Here is a 25,428-nt window from a genome sequence, read left to right on the forward strand (position 1 = left end):
TGGTTGCGGGGGCAGGATTTGAACCTGCGACCTTCAGGTTATGAGCCAAGCGAAAAGCCATTCCCGGCACACTCCGCCAACACTTCCCAACAATCAGTGCATTGAAATAACACGATTTTTACGTTGAGCCCTTCAGGCTCTTGTTGAGAGTTTTTGGTTTTCAGTGTGCCAAAAATGTGCCAAAGACGGTTTGGCACATTGCCCATTTCCCCGGCTCTCGAGGCTCACATGGCAACCATCCAGAAGCGCGAAGGCAAGAAAGGCCCGTCCTATCGGGTCATGGTCCGGATGAAAGGCTTTCCGATGCAGGTGAAGACCTTCAAGCGCCTGACGGACGCCAAGCAGTGGGCGCAGGACACGGAAAGCGGCATCCGCAAGGGAGAGGTCAAGAACGTCGTCCGCACAGCGGCGACCAAAACACTTCAGGACGTGATCGACCGCTTCCGCAAGGAAGTGTTCATCCACCGGGCAGAGAGCACCAAGCGGGCGGAAGGCTCCTTCCTGGCCTATTGGGAGAAGGCGTTGGGGAACTACGCCCTCGCCTACATCACCGCCGATATGGTGAGCGAGAAGATGGCGGAGCTGGCCGCCGCCGGCGACGGCCGCCGCAAGGCGGACGAGGATGCAGAGGCGGATAAGCCGAAGGCAGCGCCCAAGCCAAAGAGCCGCAAAACCCTGAAGCACTACCGCGACACGCTGGCTGTGCTGTTCAAATACGCGATCCAATGGGGCTGGACGGCCTCAAGCCCGCTGGACGGCGTGAACCGCATCACCAAGATCAGGAACGAACGCACCCGTTACCTGAGCGACGAGGAACGCAAGCGACTGCTCGAAGCCTGCAAGGCCAGCGACAACGAGCACCTCTACCCCGTGGTGGTGTTTGCGCTCTCGACCGGAGCGCGGAAGAGCGAAATCCTCGGTCTGACGCTCGATGATCTGGACCTCACCCGCGATACGGCCATCCTGCGCGACACCAAGAACGGGGACACGCGGGCGGTGCCCGTCGTCCACCACCTGCGCGACCTGCTGGAAGGACAGGTCGAGACGGTCAACAGGTTCTATGACGAGTTGGAGCCCCCGGCCGACACGCGATGGCTGTTCCCGCGCCGGGACGGTCGGGAGCCGATCGACATCCGCAAGGCATGGGAGAACGCCCGCGACGCGGCCAAGATCAAGGACTTCCGCTTCCACGACCTGCGGCATTCGACGGCCAGCTACCTAGCCATGAACGGGGCGAGCCTCGTCGAGATTGCCGAAATCCTGGGCCACAGGACGCTCCAGATGGTCCGGCGGTATGCCCACCTGTCTGAGAGCCACGTCAAGGGCGTGGTCAAGGAATTGAACGAAAAGATGTTCTGAGGCATATAGAGGGTTCCTGCTTCTTTTCTGGCCCCTCGAACCATGAGGTTGTCATGGTTGACTATCGGGACCTGGCGACCGTGAAGCAGGTAGCGGCGGAAGCGCCGTTCATCACGGAAGCCACGCTGCGCTGGTGGATATTCCATGCGGAGACGAATGGACTGAAACCCGCGCTGCTGAAGATCGGTGGCCGGGTCTATATCGACCGCGCCGAGTTCAACAAGTGGCTGGAGAGCCAGCGCATGGCTCCCAAGCCGTTGAAGCCCGCGGCCTGACCGGCCCCTTTCCTCGACCGAAGCCCCGCCGCAAGGCGGGGCTTCTTCTGTTTGTAGGGGCTGGCGGCAATGATTTACGGTCTCCGCGAGTACGACTTGAACTCCGGGATCGGTTCTATCCTATCGCCATGCCTATCGATCAATCCAAGGCGCCGAAGTCTAGCCTTGATACCCCCAACTTGTCTTTCCATAGCCTCCGCAATGTCATGCAAATCCGCGTCGGAAACGAAAAGGTCATACAGATATCGCTCCTCTTGCATGGTCCATGGCTTTCCATGATTTTGTGGCGGAGCATCGCTCCCAACAGAAGATTCGATTTCATCGAGAGGAACGCCGATTATCTCTTCAAGCTCAGCGCCGGCATCCAGGTCCTCGTTTTGGAGGACTGCCGTCGCGAGCTTAAACCACATCTGCTCGAATTCTCCCTTTGTTATTGGGTTAACATAGCCGTCACGCTCCCTCACCGGAATAACGGACTGGATGTATTGGCGTATTCCGGACTCAATTGCTGAATAGTCGATAATTCCGTCAAATCCATGAATTACATTCCGCTCAAATTGTAGAATGGCATCTGGAATAGCGAGAAGGTTATAAAAGGGAATGTCCCCACGCCTGCCGTCGAAGCGAACATCATTAAACAGTCGTGTTGAAATAGCTTTTTGGAAATTGATCTGACGATCTATTTCTGTATCTGCGCAATCGCCGTTTCGACGCCACACAGATCCGCCCCTCACAAGAGCGCCGCCTTTAAGTTCGATGAATATAACGCCCCGCGCTTCATCCACAATAACGAAGTCGATATCTCTTCTCTCGTTTCTTTCTGAAAACACAGGAGAGTAGAAAACTTGTGCAGTATCTACTTCAATATACTCTTTAGACAACTCGTTGTAGAAATCTAATTCCGATTTGTATTTTTTGTTATTTAAGCGCTTTGCCGGAAATGACGATGGAAATATTTTCATAGTAATGGCAGTATTTATTATTGTTTTCTGCATATAATATCACAAGCCATCCCATAGAACGCTACAAAAAATCCGAAAATGCAGCGCCGGTGCGCCTGTTCCGACACTTGTTATATTCAGACACTTTGTGGGGCTACTTCTGCAATCAAGCCGCCTTGCTTACGATATCCATCAGCTTGGCGTAGTCGGTGACAACGTCGTATTTCACACGGTCCTCGGCGACACGCTTGCTGATTTCGTCAAAGAACTTCCGGGCGCATTCAATCTTCGTCCGCTCTATCTCTCGGAGCTTCATGGATGACATGGAGCCCTTCGTTTCGGCGACGAAGTAGATGTGCTTGACGCTGCCTTCCTTGAAGGAAATAGCCCAATCCGGGTTGTAATCGCCGACTGGCGTCGGAATCAGGAAGCCGCGCGGCAGCTTGGCGTAGACGACAATCTCGCTGCTGGTGTCCAGCTCCCTGGCAAAGCGCGTCTCCACATCGGAGTCGGTGACCACATAGTCGTAGACATGGTTTTTCATGCGCATCGCGCGGGAGAAATCCTGCCCAGTCTGGTTCGCCGTGAAGATGTCCACACCGTAGCGCTCGGCGACAGCGTCATAGTCCAGACGCTCGATTATCATGGTCGCCTTCTGTTCGGCGATGATACGGGAAGCCTCTGCAATGAAGTGCTCGGGGTTCTTCTTGAACTGGTCGAACACGTTCGGCTCCATTCCGGTCAGGATTGCCGCTGTCGTGCCGCGCGTGAGTTGGGCGTTCTCGGCAATTTTGCCAAGCAGGTCATATTTGACGAGCGAATGGACGGAACCACCCTGCTCCGTCGTCGTGCTGGTCACCTGAAAGCCATCGCCGGCCTTCAGTTGGTCATCGGTAAGGCCGTCCTGTTGAAGGCCGACCTGCACGGTGTACTGCAACGGCGTCACGCGAAGCTGGCTATCGAGGGCGCTGATACACTTCCGCACCAGCTCGTCCGAGTCGAACTCAACCCGGTAGACGGCCTTCTGGTTGATCCGCGCCCATAGCTCCTGGAACTCCTTCTTCTCGAAGTTGGCGTTCAGCGGATTGGTTTTGGGCTTGCGGCCGTCTTCCACCTTCGGAAGTTGGGCCTCACTGAACACGCTGTCGATGAGCTGGAAAATCTGCGCCGCGTGAGGCTTCAGGTCATCAGGTAGGTCGGCCAACGTTCCGGCCGCCTTGGCGTCGTGATAGGCCGTGGCGATCTGGTCGGCGTCATCGGTGTAGTCGTTCTTGACCAGATAGCGGTAGATCTGTTTTGCCATCGCGGGCGTGATCTCGACGGTGCCGGTTTCGGTGACGATGGTCTTGCCTGTGAAATAGGCTTCGGTCGCCTGCCGCGGCCGGGACGAAAGCGTGTCCGAAATCTCTTTCTGCAAGCCGCTGACGAAATCCCGATAGCTCTCGCTCGCCACCACGGTCAGGACGTTGATGTCGTGAACGACGGCTGGATTGTCCATGCGATCGCCATGCCTATCGACGGATAGCCGAAGCCCGCGGCCCACCTCCTGCCGGCGCGAAATGGTGTTGTCGCTGTGCTTCAGCATGCACATGACGAAGACGTTCGGATTGTCCCAGCCTTCTCGAAGCGCCGAATGCGAGAAGATGAACCGGGTCGGTTCCTCGAACGACAACAGGCGCTCCTTGTCCTTCAGGATCAGGTCGTAGGCGTCCACGTCGTCGGAATCGACCGCCCGCGCGCCGACGGCCGGGTCCTTCAGGCGGTTCGTTTTCTTGTCGATGGAAAAGTACCCGTTGTGGGTCTTGTTCACGTCGATGCCGGCGAGATGCTTCCGATAGGCTTCGTTGTCGATCGCCAGCTCGGAGAGGTATTCCGCCTTCAGTAGCTCGTACTCTTCCTCGAAGACTCGCGCATATTCGCCTTTCTCATCGGCCTGGCCGTAGTCCCGGTATTTGACCACCTCGTCGATGAAGAAAAGCGAGAGAACCTTGATGCCCTGGGAAAAGAGCTGCTTCTCCTTGTCCAGGTGCGCCTTGATCGTCTCGCGTATCTGGATGCGCCGGATATCCCGCTCGGACACATCCCCCGTGGCCTCGCCGGCCTTGAGCACGATGCCGTTGGTGAACTCCACGGTGTCGTGGTTGTAGTCGATCTGCGAGATGGTGAAGCCGTCGCGGTATTGGTCAAGCTCTCCGGACTCCACGAAGAGGTCATCGCGGAACTCCAGCCGCCGGAGCTGTCGCTTGATCTCTCCGGACTTCAGCTTCACCTCCAGCTCGATCCGCGCCACGGGCGCCTTTTTCGAGATGTCGATGCCTTCGAGGTAAAGATAGGCGTTCGTCCCGGCCAGGCCGCGCGTATGAATACCCCGCACGGCGATCTTCTTCACCAGCTTCTGATTATAGGCGTCGAGCGCATCGAGCCGGTGGACCTTGTTGTGCTGCGTCTTATGGGTCGCCGAGTAGCGCAAGATCATCAGCGGCTTGAACTTCGGCAGGGCCTCCATCGTGGCCTTGCCTTCCATCTTCTGCGGCTCGTCCAGAATGAGGATGGGCCGGTTGCTGGCGATCACGTCGATGGGGCGGCGGGACTGGAAATCGTCCAGCTCGTCGTAGATTCGGCGATTGTCGGCGCCACGGGCGTTGAACGCCTGGATGTTGATGACCATGACGTTGATGCCGGCGTCCGACGAGAAGCTTTCCAGCTCATGCAGGCGCTTGGAATTGTAGATGAAGAAACGCGCCTTCTTGCCATAGCTCTCGGCGAAATGGTCGGCCGTGATCTGGAGCGATTTGTACACGCCTTCGCGAATGGCAATGCTGGGCACCATCACGATGAACTTCGACCAGCCGTACCGCTTGTTCATCTCGAACATGGTCTTGATGTAGCAGTAGGTCTTGCCGGTACCCGTCTCCATCTCGACATCGAGGTTGAACTTGCATCCAGCGCTGGAGACAAGCGTATCCGACATGGGCAGGTTCTGGCGGCGCTGCACGTCCTTGATGTTTGTCAGAACCTGAAAGTCCGGAAGCATGATATCGGCGTTCTTGAAGCCCTCATATTCGGCCTCCGGCCGGTAGTGTTCACCTTTCTTCACCTGCCCGGGATCGATGCGGTAGGTGATGCCCCCCACGTTCGGCTGACCGGCGAAGCAGTCCACGACGGAATCGACGGTGTTGGTCTGATAGGGCTGGACTTTGAACTTCAGCTTCATGCCCGCGCCCTCAGATCGACTTGACTTCGGTGGTGGGCGAAAGCTGGCGGAAAATCTGCTCAACGTTAATTTTCACAGCATCCGACACGAAGCCGTTGTCGCGGAAGACGACACGCAGCGGCTCGTGGCCCGCAAGCTCCTTCACCAGATCCTCGGTGATGCCGCGGTCGAAGCAGGCGACAAGGGCGTTGTCGTCGACGAAGAACACGGTCTTGCCCTGCACCGTCTCGCGGCGGATGGGCAGCGTCAGGTCCACGCCCCAATCGACCAGCACCTGGAACAGCAGATCCTCGGCCGTGCGGCCCTCCTTCACATTGTCCACCATGTCGAGCAGGTCGGACTGCTTCAGCTCGTCCGGGCGGTAGTAGACGTCCTTCATGTTCGAGGTGTCGACCTTCAGCACCCGGAAGCCAAGATTTTTTCCAACGAAGCTCTCATCGGATTTGGAACCAAGCTCCTTTATTACATTCGTTATTCTGGATCGCGCCAGATCAGCGATTGTCTTCACTTTTTCCTCGGGAGCCGGGAGCTGCTCGGGGATCTGCACAAGAATGAATTTCCGAGTCCCTCCATCCTCCGCATTGAGGCGCATCACTGCTTGCGCAGTTGGGCCGCTCCCGGCAAAGAAATCCATTACGATGTCGTCTGTGTCGCTTTTGGTTCCAATTCTGATCGCGTGCATCAGAAGCCGACTTGGCTTTACAGAGTTCAGAATGTTCTCAGAATTCTCAAATTCAACATACTTTATCAGCTCTTCTTTTGCTTCTTGTGTATGTCCAACGACTTCATATTTCCAAAGGGTCTGGGGAACTACTCCGTCTTTCACCTCGGACAGAAAGCGCTTCAAGCGGGGTACACCATCTCCAGCATCGCCCCACCAGATGCGGTTGTCTTTATCCAGCTCGTCAAAGCGTTCCTTTGAAAAACGCCAGTATGTACCCTTTGGGTTCGAAAGCTTCCTTCCAGAAGGGCTGACTACTTCATACGATCCTTTGCTGTAATAATTACGCGCCTGAATCGCACCGGATAGCCATGGGCCACGGGGATCGTTATCAGGATTTTTGTAACGAGCTACCGATTCATCCGAGCGTGGCAGCAATGTCGGCTGCCAGGAGTTCTTGTCCTTCGCGTACACCACTATGTAATCGTGGTCCTCGGAGAAGTATGACGCTGTGTTTTTCGGCGAGAAAACTTTCTGCCAAATTACAGTAGCGACGAAATTTGTCGATCCGAAAACCTCATCGCATACCTTTCGGAGATTGTCATATTCATTGTCATCAATTGAAATGAATACTGCGCCATCATCTCTGAGAAGGTTTCTGGCAAGTTTCAGGCGTGGGTAAATCATGGAGAGCCAGTCAGAGTGAAAGCGGCCGTTCGCTGAGGTATTTGCGACTAACTTGTTTCCCAATTCGTCCGACTGCTCGGTTCGCGCAAGATATTCGTCAATCGTTTCAGAAAAATCATCGTCATAGATGAAATCATTTCCCGTATTATAGGGCGGGTCAATATAGATCATTTTGACAGAACCAAGATAGGCTTCCTGAAGAAGTTTTAGCGCCTCCAAATTGTCGCCTTCGATGAACAAATTAGGGGTCGCATCAAATTCGATGCTGCTGTCGCGGCAGGGGCGCAGCGTCTTGGCGATGGGCGCGTTCGCCAGCGCTAACGCCTCGCGCTTCCCCGGCCAGTCCAGCCGATACCGCTCCTGCGGACCTTCCACGATGTGATCGCTCAACTCCTGACGCAGCTGATCGAAGTCCACCGCCAGACGCACCGCCCCCGTCGCCTCGTCCTGCGCTTCCGTCACGCAGCCAGGGAACAGCTCCCGGATTTTTGCGATGTTCTCCTGGCTCAGATCAGGGCTATGCATCTTCAGTTTTTCCATGGGCGTCCTCTCACTCATTCGTCACGGCACCGACGGATTTGGCCACGGTTAGCCGCTCCAGTTCATGTTTTGCCGCACGCAGCTCGGCGTTGATCGCCACGCGCTTGTTGTATTGCTTCTCACGGGTAAGCCGCGCCTTGATCCGCTCAACCTCACGCGTCTTGGCACGGATTGCCTCCAACCTGTCTACCCGAGTCTGGATGTCCTCAGCCGTCTGCGCTGCCTCGGGCATAATCGCGGTGAGCATCCGGTCGTAGAGCGCGCCCAGGTCAAGCGCGACCGGGAACGGCTCGCGCGGCGCATCCTCGGGCACCCAATCCGTGCCGAAATACTCGCTGATGACCCATTTGGCGCCATCCGCCTCGCTCGGCCGCTTGAACGCGGCGACGGCCTTGCGCTTGCCGCGCCAGGTCAGCTCGAAGATCAGCGGGAACGGAATCGCCTTGTCGATCGCGCGGAGGACGGCCTCATCCAGCTTCCCGGTCTTCAGCGATATTCCAAAGACCTGAATCTCCGCTACGGCCGGGGTGGCGCTGAGGTTCGTCGTTTCCGGCGCCAGCTTGAAGCGCCAGACAATCTGGTCAACCTCCCGGACGAACAGATCCTTGAGCGCCGTGTTGGCACCGGCATGCTCGTAAATCTTGGTCTTCGGCACGACACGGCCAAAGGCGGCGCTCTTGGGATAGTCGAAGAAAGCGCTCATGCCTCGCCCCCTTCCACCACCACGAAGGCGATCAGCTCGAAGTCGTTCAGGCCGGCGATGGTATGCACCAGCGCCGTGGTACGGCCCCCGCTGAACAGGCTGTCGATGTCCTTCTCTTCCTTCACCTCGATCATGGAGCGGATGGCGCTGCTCAGTAGCTCGGAATAGCGGTCCATCTTCCGACCGTCCTGGGTCCGCTCGTTGAAAATGCGGCAGACCTCCGGCAGCGGTTCCGCCCGCCCCTTGCAGCTCGTCCGGATCAGGTCGAGCAGGCGCTTCACCTCGGTATGGTCGGCAATGACCTCGCCGTCGTCGCTGATGTAGACGAGGTAATAGGGATGCAACCGGTTCTGCTGGTTGATGTTGACGCTCTCATGGATGTTCTTAAGCGCGAAGATCGCGCCGGGCTGAAGCCCAAGCTCCGGCTGGGCCGGGACGACGGCGTGCATCCCGTTCGGCAGGTGGTCCAGCTCGCCATGCTCCTTGACGTAGTTGAGCAGGTCCATGCGGAAGTCGTTGAGGCCAAGGTCGGTGATGGAGATGCCGGTCTTCACGTCCTCCAACTCGATCACCTCGTCCTGAAGCCGCTTGAGCTGTTCCTTGCGATAGGCAATGTCGCTGCTTTTTGCGGTGAGCACGTTGTCGTCGCCGGTCGCGCTCACGTCGGCGATCACCATGCGGTTCTCGACCCGCTCCTTGAGGTTGATGTACTCGTCGAGCGTGATATCAGGCCAATAATTGACCAACTGGATTCGGCTGTTCGGCGAGCCAATGCGGTCGATCCGGCCGAAGCGCTGGATGATACGCACCGGATTCCAATGGATGTCGTAGTTGATCAGGTAGTCGCAGTCCTGAAGGTTCTGGCCTTCGGAAATGCAGTCGGTCCCGATCAGGATATCCAGCTCGCCCGGCTCGTTTGGTAGAACAATCGCCTTTTCCTTGGAGCGCGGCGAAAAGAGCGTCAGCACCCCCTGGAAGTCATAGCTCTTCTTGAGCGTGGTCTTTGGTGCATCGGAGCCCGTGACTTTGCCCGCCTGCAAGCCCAACTGCTGGGCGAACGGCGCCAGATTGGCGTAGAGGTAGTTCGCCGTGTCGGCGAATGCCGTGAAAATCAGGACCTTGCGGTTGCCCGGATTGAGCGGCTCGCTCACCTTCCGCTGGAGCACCTGCTTGACGTGCTGGAGCTTGGCGTCATCGTCTGGCGTGACCTTCTCCATCGAGGCCACCAACTCTTGAATCAGCGCGAGATCGGCCTCCAGGTCGTGCTTCCATGACGGCAGGTCCATGTCGGCGAGACTGATTTGCACCTTCTTGCCGACGGTGAAATCCCCCAGCCCTTCCAGATCGTCGTCTTCGGCATCGAGCAGCTCCGGGTCGTCCATGAAGTCGGTGATGCTCTGCGCGCTGCCAGAACGCTCGAAGTCATTGATGGCGTCCAGCGCCCGCGTGATGTTTCCGCCGAGCGAGCGCAAGGTGATGCGGAACGCCTCAACCGAGCTCTCCAACCGCTTGAGCAGGTTGGTGGTCATCAGCGCTTGAAGGCTGCGTTCACGGTCGGCCTGACGGAACTTGCTCCGGCCGCCTTCGACCTGGGTGTCGTAAATCTCCTCGTATTTCCGCAAGCGGCTCGGGAGGATGTAGCTGATCGGGGCATACACCGCGAGCTTGAGTATGGAGAGCTGCGTAAAGATGTCATTCAACCCCATCACATCGGTTCGCTGCGTGATCGGGCAATGGAAGGATAGCGGTTTGCATCGCTCCGGGAACCGGCCGATATCCTTGGTGTCGTAGAACGTCTCGATGTGTTTGCGCGACCGGGCGATGGTCACGGCATCGAGTAGCTCAAAAAAGTCGAAGTCGAGTGCCTTCAGGATGGAGGCGGCCGTGCGTTCTTCCGGCGGCAGCGTTGACCAGGCGTTGAACGCCTTCTGGGCGCGCCGGAAGATCTCCTCGACGCTGGTCTCGGTCTTCAGATTGCGGCTGAGAGCCTCCGACTGGCCTTCGTAGGCGAGCGCCAACTGGTTGCGCAGGTCGGTGAAACGGTTGTTCACCGGGGTCGCCGACAGCATCAGAACCTTGGTCTTCACGCCCGCACGGATGACCTTGTTCATCAGCTTCTGGTAGCGGGTCTCCCGATCCTTGAAGACATCGTTGTTGCGGAAGTTATGGGACTCGTCGATGACGACGAGGTCATAGTTGCCCCAGTTCACCCGGTTAAGCGGGATGCCGAAGGATTCGCCCGAGGTACGCGACAGGTCGGTGTGGCACAGCACATCGTAATTGAAGCGGTCCTTGGCGAAGATGTTTGTCGTCAGGTTGGTGTTGTAGTTTCGCCAATTGTCCGCGAGCTTTTTCGGACACAGCACCAACACGGCTCGGTTCCGTAGCTCGTAGTATTTGATGACCGCTAGCGCGGTGAAAGTCTTGCCCAAACCGACGCTGTCGGCGAGGATGCAGCCATTGTAGGTTTCCAGCTTGTTGATGATGCCGGTGGCCGCGTCCCGCTGGTAGTTGAACAGCTTGTTCCAAACCACGCTGTCGCGGTAGCCGGTGAGATCGTTCGGCAGAACGTCTTCGTCAACATCCTCCAGGAAATCCTGAAAGATGTTGTACAGCATCATGAAATAGATGCGCTCCGGCGAGTTCTCCTGATAGACGGACTCGATGTGGTCGCAGATCGCTGCCGTGACATCCTTGAGCTTGTCCGGGTCCGACCAGATTTGGTCGAACAACTGAAGATACATCTGGGTATGGCTCGGGTCGTCGAAGCGCGTGACGAAGTTTGAGACGGCATCGCCCTTCTGGTAGCCGAGATCGACGGCCGTGAAGCCGCTGATAGGCATGTAGGCGATCCCGCCATTCTCCTGTCCGACATGCAGGAACTGCTGCATCGGAGCCTTGGTGGTATTCGACCGGAACCTTGCCTTCTTACGAATCCACTCTGCACATTCGCGCGCGACGGCGCGCTGGGTCAGCTTGTTACGGAGCTGGATCTCGAACTCGGTCCCGTAAAGACCGCTCTCCCGCCGCGCCTTCGGAATGAAGAACTCCCGCCGTTCCTTGCGCATACGGTCCGCAACTTCGTTCGGGACGAAGGTGGGCGCTGTAAAGATGAACTGAAGGCTTTCGACTTTCGACAACTCAGACTTCAGCGCCTCGAAGGCGTAGATCGAGAAGCAGGACGCGGCAATCTTCAACCGCGAACCGCGCTTGATCGTTACCTTGAGGTCGTCGCCAAGAAGCTGCGATGTGTTGTCAATTATCTTCATTGCGATTGCTCGCCTCGCCCCCAGTACTTTGGCGCTTCCGCACCTCAATCCATGCGTCGATGTCTCTCCTCCGAAACCGCCAGGCACCACCAACCTTGAAGCCGGGAAGCGTTCCGTCAGCCGCGAGCCGGTAAGCCGTCTTCTCGGTGAGCTTCAGGTACTCAGCCACCTCCCGGATCGTCATTACGTCGGTGTCCATGCGGGTCCCCGCAGAAATCGTATACTGCCTTGAGAAAATACGGGAAGAATCGGGAATCGCAAAGCACAACTTACTCTGCTCGTGCGTCCTCCCGAACAGCACCCCGCCCTCCGGGCAGCCGTCGGTAGAGGGTGGCCGGCGATACGCCCAAGCGACGAGCGACGTCGGCGACCCCAATGTCCTGGTTACGCAAGAGCGTTTTGGCGATGCGCAGGTCGGCCGTCGACATTTTCGGCGGTCGGCCGCCTTTGCGGCCGCGGGCACGAGCCGCTTCCAGCCCAGCCCCTGTCCGCTCACGAATGATGGCTCGCTCGAACTCGGCCAGGGCACCGAAGATGTGGAACACCAACATGCCGCCGGCGGTCGTGGTGTCGATTGCTTCGGTCAGGGAGCGAAAGCCCATGCCCTTCGACTGGAGAAGCTCCACGGTGTCGATTAGCTGGCGCATGGACCGGGCGAGACGGTCGAGTTTCCAGACAACAAGTGTGTCGCCCGGCCGCATGAAGTCGAGGGCTTGCTCAAGCCCTGGTCTTTCAGATTTGGCACCCGATGCGGTTTCATCGAAGATGCGTTCGCACCCGGCCGCCTTCAGGGCGTCGATTTGGAGGGTCGGTTTCTGTTCATCACTGGAAACTCGGGCATAACCAATATTCACTTTTCTCAAAATCCAATAATTAAAACACACCTAGTATATCAATTTTCGCGATGGGTTTTGAGAAATGATAAAAGGCGGAAACTGGTTCCGCCTTCCTCAAAACGACCATACCCTCAATAACAGTCGTTATTGCGAGGTAGCTCGACCGCCTCCAGCGCTTCCGCTGTTTCTTGGAAACCGCCACGTCGAGCCTCTTCCGCAAGGTAGCGGATGCACCATGCTAAGCGGTCGGCGGCAATTCTGTACTGTCCTTGCCGGCTTCCTGGCGAGGATGCCGGCCATTCTGTATCGAACGTCATGCGGCGACCCTTTCGTGAGGCAACTCGTCAAGGTTGGCGATTACAGGACCAGGAACCCCAGCGCGATCGCGGACACGCGCAAGGAAGGCAAGGGAGACTTCCAACCACTCGGCCGCTGCAGTGTCCGTACCAGTCTCGATGGTCCCGCCAAGCCGCTTCGGATTCCATCCCGCGCGGCGCATAATCGGCTCCATACGAATGTCCGATACCGACACATAAGCGCGGAGCCCTGTGAAGAGGCCGAACTCCAGCATGCCGGCCATGAGTACGGCCGCGATATTGGCCGGAGCCGAGTCCTGATCGGCACAGAAGCGCGTGCTCTCCCAAACGTCTGACGCGCTCGGCGGCGTACCCTCGACCAGATTGGGGAAGACGTCGGCCAGCAGGTAGGGACCCGTCGTCGGCAGAAGCCGGGTGCAGGCGTTCACGCGGCCGTCGGGCGCGTAGTGAACCAGATAGTGGGCGTCCGGCAGATCAAACTGGTCGAGCTCAAGTCCATTGACGACGCTCACATCCCAGCCAAGACGTTCGCTAAATACCCTCCGCCGCAGCTGGTGCATGGATGCCAGGGCATCCCAGTGCCGGTGCGCGTTCTCACGTGAAATAATATGCAGCATAGCTATCCTCCCAAAATTGCTTTGGAAGGATTGAGGCAGAGATTGGCTCCGCTGACATCCTGTCAACCTCCACAGGTTACCGGCGAGTAAAGCGCTTTCAGGGCGAGATGATGCCCTCCATGATCGCCTTCATCACGGCGTGATAGACGTTCACAACGCCCATCTTGGAGCGGACATTCGCCAGGTGGAAATAGACTGTCCTGTAGGAAATCCCGAGTATCTGAGCGGTCTGCCAAGCCGACTTCCCGGCAGCGGTCCAGAGCAGGCATTCGCGCTCGCGCGGGGTCAGGCTGACGGTGGTGCGCCCCATCCGGCCCAAGGCAAGCAACTCGCGGGCATGATTGTGGAAAGCGAGCGACAACAGGTGCACGTCCTGTCCTACGGTGGACATGAGCCGGTCGAGCCCCTCCACGCCATGATCGGAGACCATGGACGCCATCGCGAGCGCACCGCGGGCACCATGGATCGGGATGCCAACGCCTTCACCAACGCCAAACTCGGCCGCCTCTGCGAAAAGGCGTCGTTGTTCCGGCGAGGGATCGACGCCGAAGGACATTGCGCTCCAGGTGAAGGGCGCTACCTGGTTCGGGCCGTTCAGGATGACCGGATCGACGCGGTGATAGCCACTGTCGATATAGTGGTTGTACCAGGCATCGGAAAAGGTCGTGAGGATGAGCGGCTTCTCATCCGGCAGCGCGTCTGTGCGGATGACCTGATAAGCCCATTCACGGAAGCCGAGATCCCAGAGGGCTTTCGAGAAGGCCGCTTCGAGGGACGCCACGTCTTCCACGTGGCGTATCTGATCAAGAAAGGCGATGACAGTTGACCGGATACGCGACCCCTCCTCGCATGATGTCTACAGAATACTTATGAGCCGCGCCGAAAATTCGTGAAATAACGAATTGTATATGTCATTATTTATTGAATTCGTCCTTTCGTTAAAAACAACAACAAGAAAGATCGGACATGACTCTCTTCATTGGAACCGTCTCTCAAAAAGGTGGCGTCGGCAAAAGCACGCTGGCCAGGCTCATCGCACGCGAGTATGCGCTTGCCGGATGGAACGTGAAGATCGCCGACCTCGACATACAACAGGGCACCAGCTTCAGCTGGCAGGCGCGCCGCCTTCAGCGCGGCGTCGATCCGGTGGTCGCGGTAGAGCGCTTCGGCACAGTCGGTCAGGCCATCAAGGCGGCTGCCGGCTACGATCTGATGATCCTCGATGGCCCTCCGCACGCCACGATGGGCACCCTTCAGATTGCTGAAGCCAGCACGCTGGTGGTGTTGCCGACGGGGCTTGCCCTCGACGATCTCGAACCCACGGTCCTGCTCGCGCACGAGCTGACGAAAAAGGGCGTGCCGGCCGGGAGGATCGTCATCGCCTTCTGCCGTGTCGGCGACAGCGAGAGCGAGCTTGCCGAAGCCAGCACCTATGTGCGCCAGGCCGGATACCGGCATCTCGCGAATGTCCTGCCGGAGAAGACCGGCTTCCGACGCGCCAGCGACGAAGGCCGCGCACCCACGGAAACGCGCTTCCCGTCCCTCAACGAACGGGCGGGAGCCATCGCGCACGAGATTGCCGATATCATCCAGGCCAACACCGACAGGGAGGCTGCATAGGATGAGAAAGATTCCGCCACCTCAACGCACCGGCAAAGGTCTGCCGCCCGCACCGGCGCAGGTCGTCCACAATCTCGACCGCGCAGAGGCCGGCACCTTGACGGCGCTCAATTTCAAGGTCAGCCCCGAGTTCCACCGCGAGTTCAAAGCCTATGCGGCCGTCCACGGCGTCTCGATGGTGGATATCTTGAAGGAGGGTTTCGCGCTCGTGAAAGAGCGGCGCGGATAACGAAATGACGAAATAGAGAAATCGTCATATAGGTATTTATTTCCGAAAAACAAGCTGCGGAGGTTGACAGGTTACACCACGCACCGTCGATCCCAATAAATACATCAGGAAGGCGTTGCCGACTCCTGGGAAAAGTCAACGTCATAGGACATGCATGACTGGAGCCGGCAACACTTCCATTATTGTTTACGTCAATCGGATTTACCACACGTCAGTCAGATAAATTTGCAAACCGCCCATAAGCCCTTGGGAAAAGTCAACTGCCAAGGGAATGCAACATGGGACATTTGCGCCTGTTGTGGCGCCTGCTCAGGTTCGCCACGTTCGAGCTTCCGGTCTGTCTGCTGATCGCGACGCTCATCTGGACCATCATCGACAACCTCACCCTGACGACGGACCGGCTGTCGGTCCTGCTTGTGGCCGGCGGCCTCGCCCTTGCCTGCATGTGCTGGCTCGCTTGGCGCCTGGCAGGCCGCCGATCCGACGCGCATGGCTCGGCGTCGTTCGCCACCTCCGCCGACATCGCCCATGCGGGCCTGCGCGCACAGGGCTCCATCATCGGCAAGAAGGGTGGACGGCTGCTCCGCTTCAACCGACCGGGTCACCTGCTGACCTTCGCACCGACGCGCTCCGGCAAGGGCGTCGGCGTCGTCATCCCGAACCTGCTGGATCATCCAGGCTCGGTGGTGGTGACGGACATCAAGGGAGAGAACTACCGGATCACCGCCAAGCACCGGGGCACGCTCGGCCCGGTTCATGCCTTCGCGCCGTTCGATCCGGACATCGAAAGCGCCTGCTTCAACCCGGTCGAGTTCATCCGCGCGGGCACAATCAACGATGTGGACGATGCACGACTTATCGCCGAGATGATCGTGCCGCCCGAGGGGCACGACACCAACCACTGGGAACGGGAAGCGCGGGTCCTCGTGACCGGCCTGCTGCTCTACATCGCCAATGACCTCCCGCCACACCGGCAAAACCTCCGGGAGCTGCGGCTCCTGCTCATGCGCTCGCGCGACGGCTTCAATGCGGTGCTCGGCGGCATGGCGGCGAGTGAACACGCCGTCGTCCAGCGAATCGCCGAAGGCTTCGCGCAAAAGGAAGACAAGGAGCGCTCGGCCGTCGTCTCGACGGCGCAAAGCCGCACGGAAGTTTTCGACAGCCCCCAGCTCGCCGCGATCACCGGCCGCTCCACCTTCCGGCTCGAAGACCTCAAGAACGGCGTCATGTCGATCTTCCTCATCGTGCCACCTGAATACGTCTCGGTTTACCAGCCGTTCCTGCGCCTTATCGTCGGCCTCACCACGGCGGCGATGACCCGCAACAAGCGGGTGCCGCGACACCCGGTGCTGTTCCTGCTCGACGAGCTGCCGGCCCTCGGCCCCATGCGGCCGATCGAGGACGGCATCGGCTACCTCGCTGGATACGGCGCGCATCTCTGGCTCTTCGTGCAGGACCTCGACCAGCTGCAGAAGACCTATCGCAAATGGCGCTCCATGATCGCCAACTGTGCCGTGCGCCAAGCCTTCAACGTCCAGGACCCGGACACCGCTCAGCTGCTCTCGGCAATGCTGGGCCAACGCACGGTATCCGTTTCCAGCGGCGGCAAGAGCGGCCGGTTTCCGTGGCTCGGGCTGGCATCGAACTATAGCGCGCACCACAGCGAGATCGGCCGACCGCTGTTGGCTCCTGACGAGATCATGCTGCTGCCGGAGAGCTGCCAGCTTCTGTTCGTGCAGGGCTGCCGCCCGATCCTGGCGCAGAAGCTCCGGTATTTCGAGGAGCGTGCTTTCAAGGGCCGCTGGACGCCGTGGCGTATGGGCGATGTCCACGACGAAGCGCGCACCGACCTCCTGCACGAATTAACGAAATAGAGAAAGGACGAAATCATGAAGGAGATTTCCAAGAACTTCGAGGCTTATGCCTTCTTTGGCATCATGGTCCTCGGCCTCCTATACATACCGCTCGTCGTTGTGGTGGCTTCCAAGGCGCATGCCGCCAGCCCCGCACTTCCCCGCTGCGATGAGGCCCGGACGATTGACCAGGTGCGAGGTGCTTTGGAAGCACAGAGCGGCAAGGTCATTCTTGGGCTGCACAGTGCAGTCGAAACTCATGTCACCGATGGCACTGACTATCGCCGCTGCGTGGCAGCTGTCGTGACGGACGGCGACGAAGCGACGGTCAGCTATGCCATCGGCTGGTATGACCGGGAGAACGCCGTCCCCTTCTGGGCAGGCGACGGGTTGCCAGGATCACAGTAGGCCACCTCATTCATCGAACAGGTTGAGGTCGAGCCCGAAGGGCCGGCCTCGTTCGTGTTTGCGTTCCTGCTCCAGCCGGCGTTCGTTGGCCTGCCGCCACGCCCTGTGCATCTGCTTGCGGCGCTCGTCTGACAGATTGGCTTGCTGGATGGCCCGTTCGGTCACGTGCGAGAGGGCACGCGCTCGCGCCCTGATCTTATCCAGCACGGTGTCGCGTAAAACCTCCGGCGTGCCAGCAATCTCCCGCAAGAGTTCATAGTCCCGCACTGCCTGCGCGACGCGCCGCCGCGCCCGCTCGATCTCGGCGCGAGTATGCTCCAAACGGTTGATCGCGTCGCGCCACTTGCGCCGCCGTTCGGCCAGATAGCGGAAATACCTCTTTGCCTCCTTGCGTGCGGCGGAGCGGGTCTCGCCCATGCGGATGCCGCGCACGGCCCCGAGGATGAACGGGTTCTCCTCGATCATCCGCTCGGCATCGAGGATGCCATGCTTCTCTTCCAGGGCATCCCAGAGTGTCCGGGCTTTTCCTCCGTCGCGATAAACCTTGGCGAGGATGTCGTCGAGGCTGCGGCTGCGCTTGGCCAACCAGGTCTGGTCCCGCTCCTCCAGCTTCTCGTTGAAGGCTTGCTGGCGCTCCGCGTAACGGACCTTGCCGGCGGCCGACCGGTAGGACGCCTCGATCTGGCTCCAGTAGCGCACCTCCATGTCGGCATCGTCGAACTGACGGACGGCAACATCGGCCATGTCGGCGCGCGGCTCCTCGGCGATGAAGCCTTCAACGGTGCGCCGCTCGGCATCGTCCAGATCGCGGGTGTCGATCCGCTCGCCGGGTTGACGCTCGGCACGGGCGATCTCGGCGGCCCGCCGCGCCATGTAGTCGTCGAACTCCTCCCCGAAGCGTTCCTCCAGCACATGGAAGCGCACGCCCTTGCCCATGTCGGAGAGCTTGGCTTCCCGCTCGCCGTCGGTCAGCACCATCCCCTGCCCCTTGCGCTCCAGGGTGATGCCCCGGGCGGCCAACCGCTCGCCCAAGTCGTCCCAGCTCCGGGCGCCGCGGAAATCGTCATAGAGCGTTTCCCGCAGATATGTGACCTCCGCCTCGTCGAAGCGCGACCGGAACCTCCGGTCGTCGCGGCGGGCCTGCCAGTAGTCGGCGTCGGTGGGCAGCAGGCCAGGCCCTTCTCGGTCGCGGCCGAGCTGGCGTTCGTATTCCCGGTTGCGCAGGACGTTCAGGCCGAACTCCTTGGCCAGCTCCATCGTGATCCCAGTCAGGCGTCGTCCGTCCTGATGACGGTCATAGGCGACATGCCGGCTTGGATGGATGCGGTTAACCAGAAAGTGCATGTGGGGATGGTCGGTATCCTTGTGGGAATAGACCAGCACCTGATGTTCGGTCAGGCCCATCTGCTCGATGACCTTGTCGGCGACCTTGCGCTTCACCTCCTGGGTGACCTTGCCGGCGGCGGCGTCCTTCGGGTCGAAGGTGATGATGAAGTGGTAGGCGGGTTGTTTACAGCGGGCGGATTGCCGGGCGGTGGCGTCCATCACAGCCGCGGCGGCGCGCGGCTCGTCGGTGTGGAGGTTGCGGCGTTCGACGAACTCCACCCGGTCGGGGGACAGCCCCTTCACCAGCCCGGCGAGGTAGAGGGCCGATGCCCGGAAGCTCTCCGGCTGCTGCTTGGGAACCTTAAAGCGCATCCCGTCCGCCGCCCAGATCCGGCTCCCGATCCTGCGTGCCTCCGGAGCGCTTCACGGCCTTGTGGACTGGCTCCAGGACGCGACCAAGAATGGACAGGGTCTCCTCGATGTCGCGGGCGTCGAGCTCCTTGCCCATGTTCGCCCGCCGCGCCATGGCATTGACCATGTGGCCGACCCCGTTGATAGCCTCCAGGTTCTCCTCGATCAGCGGCGCCAGTTCGTGGCGGTCGGTCACCCGCTCGACCAGGTCCCCGCCGACATACCTGGCCCACTTGCCGAACGTCTCGTCGCCCGTGGCGTCCTGAAGCTGGGAGAGGTTCGTGGCGATCGACGACAACTCGTACAGCAGCGCCGTCATCACCCGGTCCTTGAGCGGTCGCGGCTTGGGCCGCCGCCCCGCCAAGGTGGCGCGGGCGTACTCCGCGAGCGTCACCCCAGCCTCGGCGGCAGCCCGCCGGAGGTCGTACATCTCCGTCGGTGAAAGGCGGAGGTTCAGGGTCTCGGAGCGCCTGCGCTGGGGATCGAGGGACGGTCTGGCCATGGGTCAAATGGCCCCCGTCCCGGTGGCCTCGCAGAGCAAGATGCCATGAGCTTGAGACCCCGTCAGGTGGTCGAATGCGGGGCCTGTTGGGTGGAAAAGACGGACGCTTGCCGGACCGGCGGAGCCGGGGCCGGTGTCGGGGCGGCAGCCTCGACACGTACGTTTTTGTAACACAACATCCATCTTGCCTCCCCCCTGTAACACGAAAACCCTCCCCCTCTTATGGGGTCGTATCACAGGGTGGAGTGGATTCGGACTGACAGATCAGACACTTAATGCCAATGAAACGCAATGAAATACTACCCGGAATCGCCCTGTACCGCAAGTCTCAACACCTGCCAACAGCCATCAACGACAACCGCTGCCGGAACCGGCTCTGCGCCGGCGGGCGGTCGGCGGCGCGTCAGCGCCGTTAAGACCGGCCGAAAGATGCCGGCGGTTCAGCAAAGGAAAGCCCCGCCGGAAACGGCGGGGCTTGCAGCGCGGTCGCTGCAGCGGCTCAGGCGGCCTGGCGCCAGTCGTCGTGACGGCTCGGGCGACGGCCTTCCATGACGGCGATCGCGCAACCCAGCGGCGTCATGCCGATGTCGTAGGCGGCGCAGATGTCCGGGAGCCGCTCCTCGTCGAGGTCGTCGCCGGTCTCGATCAGGTAGGCGTCTTCCACGGCAAGGACGTACTCGTCCCAGGTCAGGTCGAAGAGGCTGTCGGTGGTGTTCAGTCGGTTCATGATCTTTCCTCCTTCCGTTTGTCCCGGCCGCGACCGCGGCCTTCCATGGGCAACGAAAGGCGACGGCACAGGCGACCAACCGCACCCGCAGGGACGGAACGAAGTGGAGGACGGCGAGGACCGTCTTTCTTGGAGCGGAGCGTCCGCGAGGAATGGCCGGGATCGGGGTCCCCACGCGACCCGTCGTTTGGGGTGATCGGCCAGGGGAAGAAAGTCGGGCAGCGCCGTTGCGGTGGGCGCCGCCGGCGGCACGTTTGCCCAGTTCAGGAAGGCCCGCCGGTCACGGCCGGACGGAAGGATGGAAAGGCTTCGGCTGAACTGGCCGACGCTATCCGATGCTGCCCCGCTGGACTGTTAGCCATCTGGTTGAGGCATCCCTCATAAGAGAGAGTCGGCCGACGATGAGGCGGGTTCAGAAGAACAGCCGCGACCAATAGGAAAGGCATGACGGGGCGGGGCAAATTGCCCGGAGCGGGAGAGCGTGCCTGCGTAATCTCGACTGCCGAAGTGGCGCTTCTATCCGCACGCCGATCCCGTCCGACGTTTCAGCAGGGGCGAAGCCGCCAAGGACTGGCGGCTTCGCAACCGGCTAAAGCCTTACCACCACGAGCTATAGAAGACCGTATTGCCTTCAGCGATTGCCGCGCGGGCGCTGGCAACGAAGGCCAGGTCGTCTTCGACTTCGCTACCGTCGCTCTCGCCGAAGAAGAAGCCCTCGGTGAATGGCAGCGCGTCGGCCCTGATGTCGGCCTCCAACCGGTCGATGTCGTCGGCGGTCAGCGCCACATTGACGCAGTTGAAGCTCTCGGCCTCACCGCCCTTGGCCCGGTAGAGCCGTTCCATCCAGCCGTGCAGGTTGGGGTGCTTGCGCCAATAGGCGAGTTCCGTTGCCGTCTTCGGCGTGAAGTCCACTTCGGTCTCGACGGCCTCGGTGGTCGTGAAGGCGTACATATCCAATCCCATAAGAATATCCTTTCGTTCGTTAATGACTGTCCCGAAGGACCCGAACGAAAGGCCGGGCGGCACGAGCCGCAGCAGTCCTGACCAACACGGGCGGCGCAACGCGCCGCTGGCGCGGGCAGGTCATGGACGGCAAGGCGCCGTCCGGCACGTCGGGGACCATCCGAGGGACAGCAGCCCGAACGGAAGAGATGATCGAGTGGAGATGCTTGCCGAGCCGCGCTGTTGTCAGCATCGCCCGGACGCAACCCCTGCCGCCGGAACGACAGAGGCGGAACGTTTCAGCGGCTTCGCGTCGGATACAGTGATGCGTGTGGCGACAGTGCTGCGATTACCGGCATTGCTCCGAACAGCAGCGCCACGGGAAAGCCGCCCGTTGACGGACGGCTGCCGCTGGTTGTGGCCTTCAGCCGAACCGGTGTCCGGTTTCGGTGAATGTGTAGTCGTTGGCGATGATCGCCTCGTCAACGGCCTCGTCCGAAGCCAGGTACTCGTATTCCCGTTCGAGCTGGCGATAGAGCCAACGGGCGAGACCGCGCAGCGCCTCGGTCACGGCATCCTCAGCGTCGGCCGTCATGTCTTGCCTGTTCGGGCTATCCCGTTCGACTGAGATGCTCATGCTGTATTCGTGGCAGTAGCGACCGCGATGGGTGACTGCGGCGTGGAGCTGGTAGAAGTTCCGCCGCTGAACCGCCTGAAGCGCATCGGCGATGCGGTGAAGTTCGGCATCCTGGGGCGCGTAGTCACGGATACGATGGGGAGCACACTTCGCATGGCTGTAATGGCCCTCGAAGCACGCCCCGTCGCCCTGGCTCCAGAACCCGGAAAACCAGATGGCGGGCTTCTGCCGGGTGCCGCCGCCATACAGGCGAACATCACGCGTATCGAGATGGACACCGATGATGGCGCAGATGCGTTCGAAATCGTCATAGACGGACTCGAACCATTCGTATTCGAAGCCGCCCTCGCGATACCAGGCGCGAGCCCTTTCCTTCGCCGCGCCGGAAAGCTCGTCGAGGCGATAGACGGTGGTTTCAATGATCTCAGGCATAGACGTCGCCTCCATCGAGCACTTCGGCGAGCGGCGCGATGACGGCCTCGGCGACGGCGGAGTTGGATGTATCCAGTCCCATAAGAAGACCCTTTCGTTCGTTGGTGACTGTCCCGAAGGACCCGAACGAAAGGCCGGGCGGCATGAGCCGCAGCGGTCCTGACCAACACGGGCGGCGCATGGCGCCGCTGGCGCGGGCAGGTCATGGACAGCAAGGCGCCGTCCGGCACGGCAGGGACCATCCGAGGGACGGCTGCCCGAACGTAAGGTTTGGGATGGATGGCACGCTCCGCGGCCATAAGCCGAGAGTCAGAATGGCAAAAGCCTCCGCCGACGATGCGACGGAGGCTGAATGGCGGAAGCCTCAGTCGATGTGGATCTCCGCAGGCTCGCCGCCGACCCAAGGGCGCTCGGTGATGAAATGGCCAAGGCGGTTGGCGAAGTGGATGCCGCTCAGGATGACGAGGGTATCGTCATCGCCAGCAATCAGCGTCCAGGCGCAGGCGGGGTCGGCCGCACGGACGGCGTCCAGTTCGGCGCCGAAAGTCTCGAACATGGCGCCATCGAATGGCGCGTTGTCGATGAGGGTGTTGGCCATTGGCCGGTACTGCTCGCACCAATGGTCGTAGGTCAGTCGCGGCGCGGGCGGTGTCGGGTCGGGGTTGGTCGCCTCGCGAACCACGTCCTGCAGGGCGAGCTTGTAGCCGGTCGCGATGCCGTCGGCTTCTTTCCACGCATCCCAGTCGTCGGGATCGTCGGTGTCCTCGGCGGTGGCAAGGCGGCGGTCTACTTCCTCGGAAAGGCGCGTGGCCTCGGCGTGCAGGCGTTGCATATGGATGTCGGTCAAAGTGATCATGATGAAATCATCCTTTCCTCAATTCGTTAAGTTATCGGGGAGAGATGCCGCCCGCCGGAGCGGGCGGCTCGCGGTCGGTCAGCGGCTCCAGATGAGGGCGAAGCCCTTGTCCTGCTGCTCGACCAGGTTGGCGTAGATGGGGGCGACGAAGCTCGGGTCGTCCAGCTTGACCGAGATGTACTCGTTGCCGCCCTTGCTGGTGCGGTGCCAGGCCGCGCCGATCTCGACGGTGCCCGCCTTGACGCGGAAGTCGGGGGCGGAGTCGGCGGTCTTTTCGACGCTGGTGATTGCGACCTTGGTAGCCTTGAGGCCGAGGGTCTGGATGGTGCCGGCGAAGCCGCTGTCGGTTTTGGTGAAGGTGCCGATGGTTGCCATGATGTAGGTCTCCTCTGTTTGGTTCTGGCGGTCGCGCCCATCGCGACCTTTCCATGGCCCATGAGAGAGACCGTCGAAGCGCGGACCCGCACCCCAAGAGGCGCGGAGGGGCAAAGCCCCGACCGGGACACGAAGCGGGCGGAGCGAAGCGGCAGACGGCAAGCGGGCTGTTTCTTGCCTCGCGAGGAATGCGGCGCAGCCGCAGGGGAAGAAACTGACCGCGCGCCGTTGCGGGGCCGGGCGACGGGCTCAGATGTGGCCATGAGAGGAAAGGACGCGAATGGGTCGTTGACCGGCCCAAACAGAGGTCGAGACGTACCGTGGCAACTGCGGTGATGCCTTCGCCCGACAAGCGAGAGCCGGGGCCTTCAGCCCGCCGCCATCCGGCCCTGCGCCTTTCCTGCAAAAGAGGACCGCCCTGCCCGCAACCAACGGACAAGGTGGCTTTTGAGATTGTGGGGCGTGCCGCGCCGGCACGCGCTCGGCTTACGAGGGGAACGGTCACGCGACGATCGTCTTGAGCCTCGCGCTCGCCTCCACCCGAACTGGACGGCTGGCGCAAGGATCGACGCCGGCTTGCGTCCCGCCAGGTGCCAGGATGCCGGCGCGCAGATCACTGATGGGAAGCGGATAGGGGCGGACATGTTCCGCTGATCAAGTGCCACTGGCCGCCGCGACAGAGATAGTGAACCTCGACCTGCTCAGAAGCGCCAACACAACCACAGTCAGCGACCTGATCGTGCAATGTCGCCGGGCATCCGATGAGGCCAATGTGGATTGGCGGGCAATCGAGCGGCCCATCGGGCAAGCGCACATAGGCATCATTCGCGCCGCGCTGCTGCGCTTCCGCACACGCGACAAATACCAAGAGGCCGGCCAGGGAGAGAACTTTCTTCATTCGGCGCGATTCGGCCGAACCACATCGGGGTCGGGCAGTTCCTCGATGCCGCTAACGACAAAGCCCACCTCGGCCGGATAGTCCCGGGAGAGCAAACGAGCAGCACACTCCAAAGATTCGGCCTGAACCTCCACATAGCGCGTTTCTGCCCATGCATCGCTGAAGCCTGTTACGTTGCGCTCACCGGAGTCGAGCAACAGCCGAACCCATTGGTTATACAAACGCGCTTCGTAAGTCTTCAGCTTCACGTCGATGGGGGCCGTCCTGTTTTGGGCTCGCCAAGCACATGCACGCAATGCAATGCACGATAGCGGCTCACGGCATATCGAGTGCGCTCAAGCGGCCAGTTTTTCCGACAGTGAGGCTGACGGTCCCCCGCCAGCCTCTGAGGATATATCCATCACTGGATATTGAAGTATTGTGAAATACAATCGTCTATTCTGTCAATAAATCAAAGAGCATAGAAAATTGGATTACTTTCGGTGGAGTTATTGCACACTTGTTTGCCGGACCAGGACAGACAATTCTGTTTCAGGGCTGGCACGAATGCCAGACGGGAACACGCGCCGCGCCGACACAGGCGCGGCGCGCGCGAAGGGTCAGTCTTTGGACGGCCTGCGGAACAGCGCCCCGAACACCTTGGCCACGAGCCACAGGACGAACGCCCCGATGGGGATGACGAACGGCCCGCCGAGCATGAACCAGCCGAAGGTGTCGGCATCGCCCGTGACGTTGGCGGCGTAGGCCGCGACGGCGAAGATGATGAGACCGAGGATGATGGGCATGGGGAACC

The 25,428-nt window shown here is 60.3% G+C and carries 24 protein-coding genes; 6 read left to right on the top strand and 18 right to left on the bottom strand.

What is annotated here, in order from left to right; translation table 11 throughout:
• The first annotated feature begins 228 nt into the window (after window positions 1-228).
• Both H2509_RS00595 and H2509_RS00600 read left to right on the top strand, forming a co-directional pair.
• Window positions 229-1,359, top strand: coding sequence for a tyrosine-type recombinase/integrase (locus H2509_RS00595; RefSeq protein WP_182161253.1), 1,131 nt, complete (start codon window positions 229-231; stop codon window positions 1,357-1,359).
• Between the two features lie 53 nt (window positions 1,360-1,412).
• The gene (locus H2509_RS00600; protein WP_013651418.1) at window positions 1,413-1,634 is read left to right on the top strand and encodes a helix-turn-helix domain-containing protein; all 222 of its coding nucleotides are present in this window, start codon (window positions 1,413-1,415) and stop codon (window positions 1,632-1,634) included.
• Between the two features lie 74 nt (window positions 1,635-1,708).
• On the opposite strand, the gene H2509_RS00605 is transcribed toward H2509_RS00600, so the two are convergent.
• The 9 genes from H2509_RS00605 to H2509_RS21125 form a co-directional block, all read right to left on the bottom strand.
• Window positions 1,709-2,629 carry a hypothetical protein gene (locus H2509_RS00605; RefSeq protein ID WP_182161255.1) on the bottom strand — a complete coding sequence of 307 codons (921 nt, stop codon included), beginning with the start codon at window positions 2,627-2,629 and terminating at the stop codon, window positions 1,709-1,711.
• Between the two features lie 112 nt (window positions 2,630-2,741).
• Window positions 2,742-5,789 (bottom strand): type III restriction-modification system endonuclease, encoded by a 3,048-nt coding sequence (locus H2509_RS00610; protein WP_182161257.1) that lies wholly within the window; start codon window positions 5,787-5,789, stop codon window positions 2,742-2,744.
• 10 nt (window positions 5,790-5,799) lie between these two features.
• Entirely contained in the window at window positions 5,800-7,677 is a 1,878-nt protein-coding gene (locus H2509_RS00615; protein ID WP_182161259.1) for a site-specific DNA-methyltransferase, read from the bottom strand.
• A 10-nt stretch (window positions 7,678-7,687) separates the two neighbouring features.
• Entirely contained in the window at window positions 7,688-8,380 is a 693-nt protein-coding gene (locus H2509_RS00620) for a DUF4391 domain-containing protein (protein ID WP_182161261.1), read from the bottom strand.
• Window positions 8,377-11,649 (bottom strand): helicase-related protein, encoded by a 3,273-nt coding sequence (locus tag H2509_RS00625; RefSeq protein ID WP_182161263.1) that lies wholly within the window; start codon window positions 11,647-11,649, stop codon window positions 8,377-8,379. Before H2509_RS00625 ends, H2509_RS00620 begins: the two co-directional genes overlap by 4 nt.
• The gene (gene mads1 / locus H2509_RS00630; protein WP_182161265.1) at window positions 11,636-11,848 is read right to left on the bottom strand and encodes a methylation-associated defense system helix-turn-helix domain-containing protein MAD1; all 213 of its coding nucleotides are present in this window, start codon (window positions 11,846-11,848) and stop codon (window positions 11,636-11,638) included. Before mads1 ends, H2509_RS00625 begins: the two co-directional genes overlap by 14 nt.
• 70 nt (window positions 11,849-11,918) lie before the next feature.
• On the bottom strand, window positions 11,919-12,503 hold the full coding sequence (locus tag H2509_RS00635; RefSeq protein WP_182161267.1) for a recombinase family protein: 585 nt from the start codon (window positions 12,501-12,503) through the stop codon (window positions 11,919-11,921).
• Between the two features lie 295 nt (window positions 12,504-12,798).
• Entirely contained in the window at window positions 12,799-13,419 is a 621-nt protein-coding gene (locus H2509_RS00640; RefSeq protein ID WP_209001715.1) for an acyl-homoserine-lactone synthase, read from the bottom strand.
• Between the two features lie 97 nt (window positions 13,420-13,516).
• Complete coding sequence (locus H2509_RS21125; RefSeq protein WP_182161269.1) at window positions 13,517-14,209, bottom strand: helix-turn-helix transcriptional regulator; 693 nt, start codon at window positions 14,207-14,209, stop codon at window positions 13,517-13,519.
• 176 nt (window positions 14,210-14,385) lie between these two features.
• On the opposite strand from H2509_RS21125, the gene H2509_RS00650 reads away from it, so the two are divergent.
• The 4 genes from H2509_RS00650 to H2509_RS00665 all read left to right on the top strand — a co-directional run bounded on the left by H2509_RS00650 (window position 14,386) and on the right by H2509_RS00665 (window position 17,529).
• Entirely contained in the window at window positions 14,386-15,039 is a 654-nt protein-coding gene (locus H2509_RS00650) for a ParA family protein (RefSeq protein ID WP_182161271.1), read from the top strand.
• A 1-nt stretch (window position 15,040) separates the two neighbouring features.
• Complete coding sequence (locus H2509_RS00655) at window positions 15,041-15,268, top strand: hypothetical protein (RefSeq protein ID WP_182161273.1); 228 nt, start codon at window positions 15,041-15,043, stop codon at window positions 15,266-15,268.
• Window positions 15,269-15,546: 278 nt separating this feature from the next.
• A complete protein-coding gene (locus H2509_RS00660; protein WP_182161275.1) occupies window positions 15,547-17,142 on the top strand; it encodes a type IV secretory system conjugative DNA transfer family protein in 1,596 nt (531 codons plus the stop codon).
• 15 nt (window positions 17,143-17,157) lie between these two features.
• Window positions 17,158-17,529: a hypothetical protein gene (locus tag H2509_RS00665; RefSeq protein ID WP_182161277.1), complete on the top strand. Its 372-nt coding sequence runs from the start codon at window positions 17,158-17,160 to the stop codon at window positions 17,527-17,529.
• 6 nt (window positions 17,530-17,535) lie between these two features.
• Here the strand turns inward: H2509_RS00665 and H2509_RS00670 are convergent, their stop codons facing one another.
• The 9 genes from H2509_RS00670 to H2509_RS00710 form a co-directional block, all read right to left on the bottom strand.
• Window positions 17,536-19,227, bottom strand: coding sequence for a relaxase/mobilization nuclease domain-containing protein (locus H2509_RS00670; RefSeq protein ID WP_182161279.1), 1,692 nt, complete (start codon window positions 19,225-19,227; stop codon window positions 17,536-17,538).
• Entirely contained in the window at window positions 19,217-19,768 is a 552-nt protein-coding gene (locus tag H2509_RS00675; protein ID WP_408022654.1) for a plasmid mobilization protein, read from the bottom strand. Before H2509_RS00675 ends, H2509_RS00670 begins: the two co-directional genes overlap by 11 nt.
• Before the next feature lie 499 nt (window positions 19,769-20,267).
• A complete protein-coding gene (locus H2509_RS00680) occupies window positions 20,268-20,495 on the bottom strand; it encodes a hypothetical protein (RefSeq protein WP_209001717.1) in 228 nt (75 codons plus the stop codon).
• A 597-nt stretch (window positions 20,496-21,092) separates the two neighbouring features.
• Window positions 21,093-21,458, bottom strand: coding sequence for a phosphoglycerate kinase (locus H2509_RS00685; protein WP_182161281.1), 366 nt, complete (start codon window positions 21,456-21,458; stop codon window positions 21,093-21,095).
• A gap of 403 nt (window positions 21,459-21,861) precedes the next feature.
• Complete coding sequence (locus H2509_RS00690) at window positions 21,862-22,506, bottom strand: antitoxin of toxin-antitoxin stability system (RefSeq protein WP_182161283.1); 645 nt, start codon at window positions 22,504-22,506, stop codon at window positions 21,862-21,864.
• Between the two features lie 364 nt (window positions 22,507-22,870).
• The gene (locus H2509_RS00695) at window positions 22,871-23,362 is read right to left on the bottom strand and encodes a hypothetical protein (RefSeq protein WP_182161285.1); all 492 of its coding nucleotides are present in this window, start codon (window positions 23,360-23,362) and stop codon (window positions 22,871-22,873) included.
• Window positions 23,363-23,440: 78 nt separating this feature from the next.
• On the bottom strand, window positions 23,441-23,737 hold the full coding sequence (locus H2509_RS00700; RefSeq protein WP_182161287.1) for a DUF736 domain-containing protein: 297 nt from the start codon (window positions 23,735-23,737) through the stop codon (window positions 23,441-23,443).
• A gap of 894 nt (window positions 23,738-24,631) precedes the next feature.
• On the bottom strand, window positions 24,632-24,883 hold the full coding sequence (locus H2509_RS00705; protein ID WP_182161289.1) for a hypothetical protein: 252 nt from the start codon (window positions 24,881-24,883) through the stop codon (window positions 24,632-24,634).
• A 351-nt stretch (window positions 24,884-25,234) separates the two neighbouring features.
• Window positions 25,235-25,420 (bottom strand): hypothetical protein, encoded by a 186-nt coding sequence (locus H2509_RS00710; RefSeq protein WP_182161290.1) that lies wholly within the window; start codon window positions 25,418-25,420, stop codon window positions 25,235-25,237.
• Window positions 25,421-25,428: the final 8 nt, after the last annotated feature.

The organism is Stappia albiluteola (assembly GCF_014050225.1).
In the GTDB taxonomy this organism is placed as follows: Bacteria; Pseudomonadota; Alphaproteobacteria; order Rhizobiales; family Stappiaceae; genus Hongsoonwoonella; species Hongsoonwoonella albiluteola.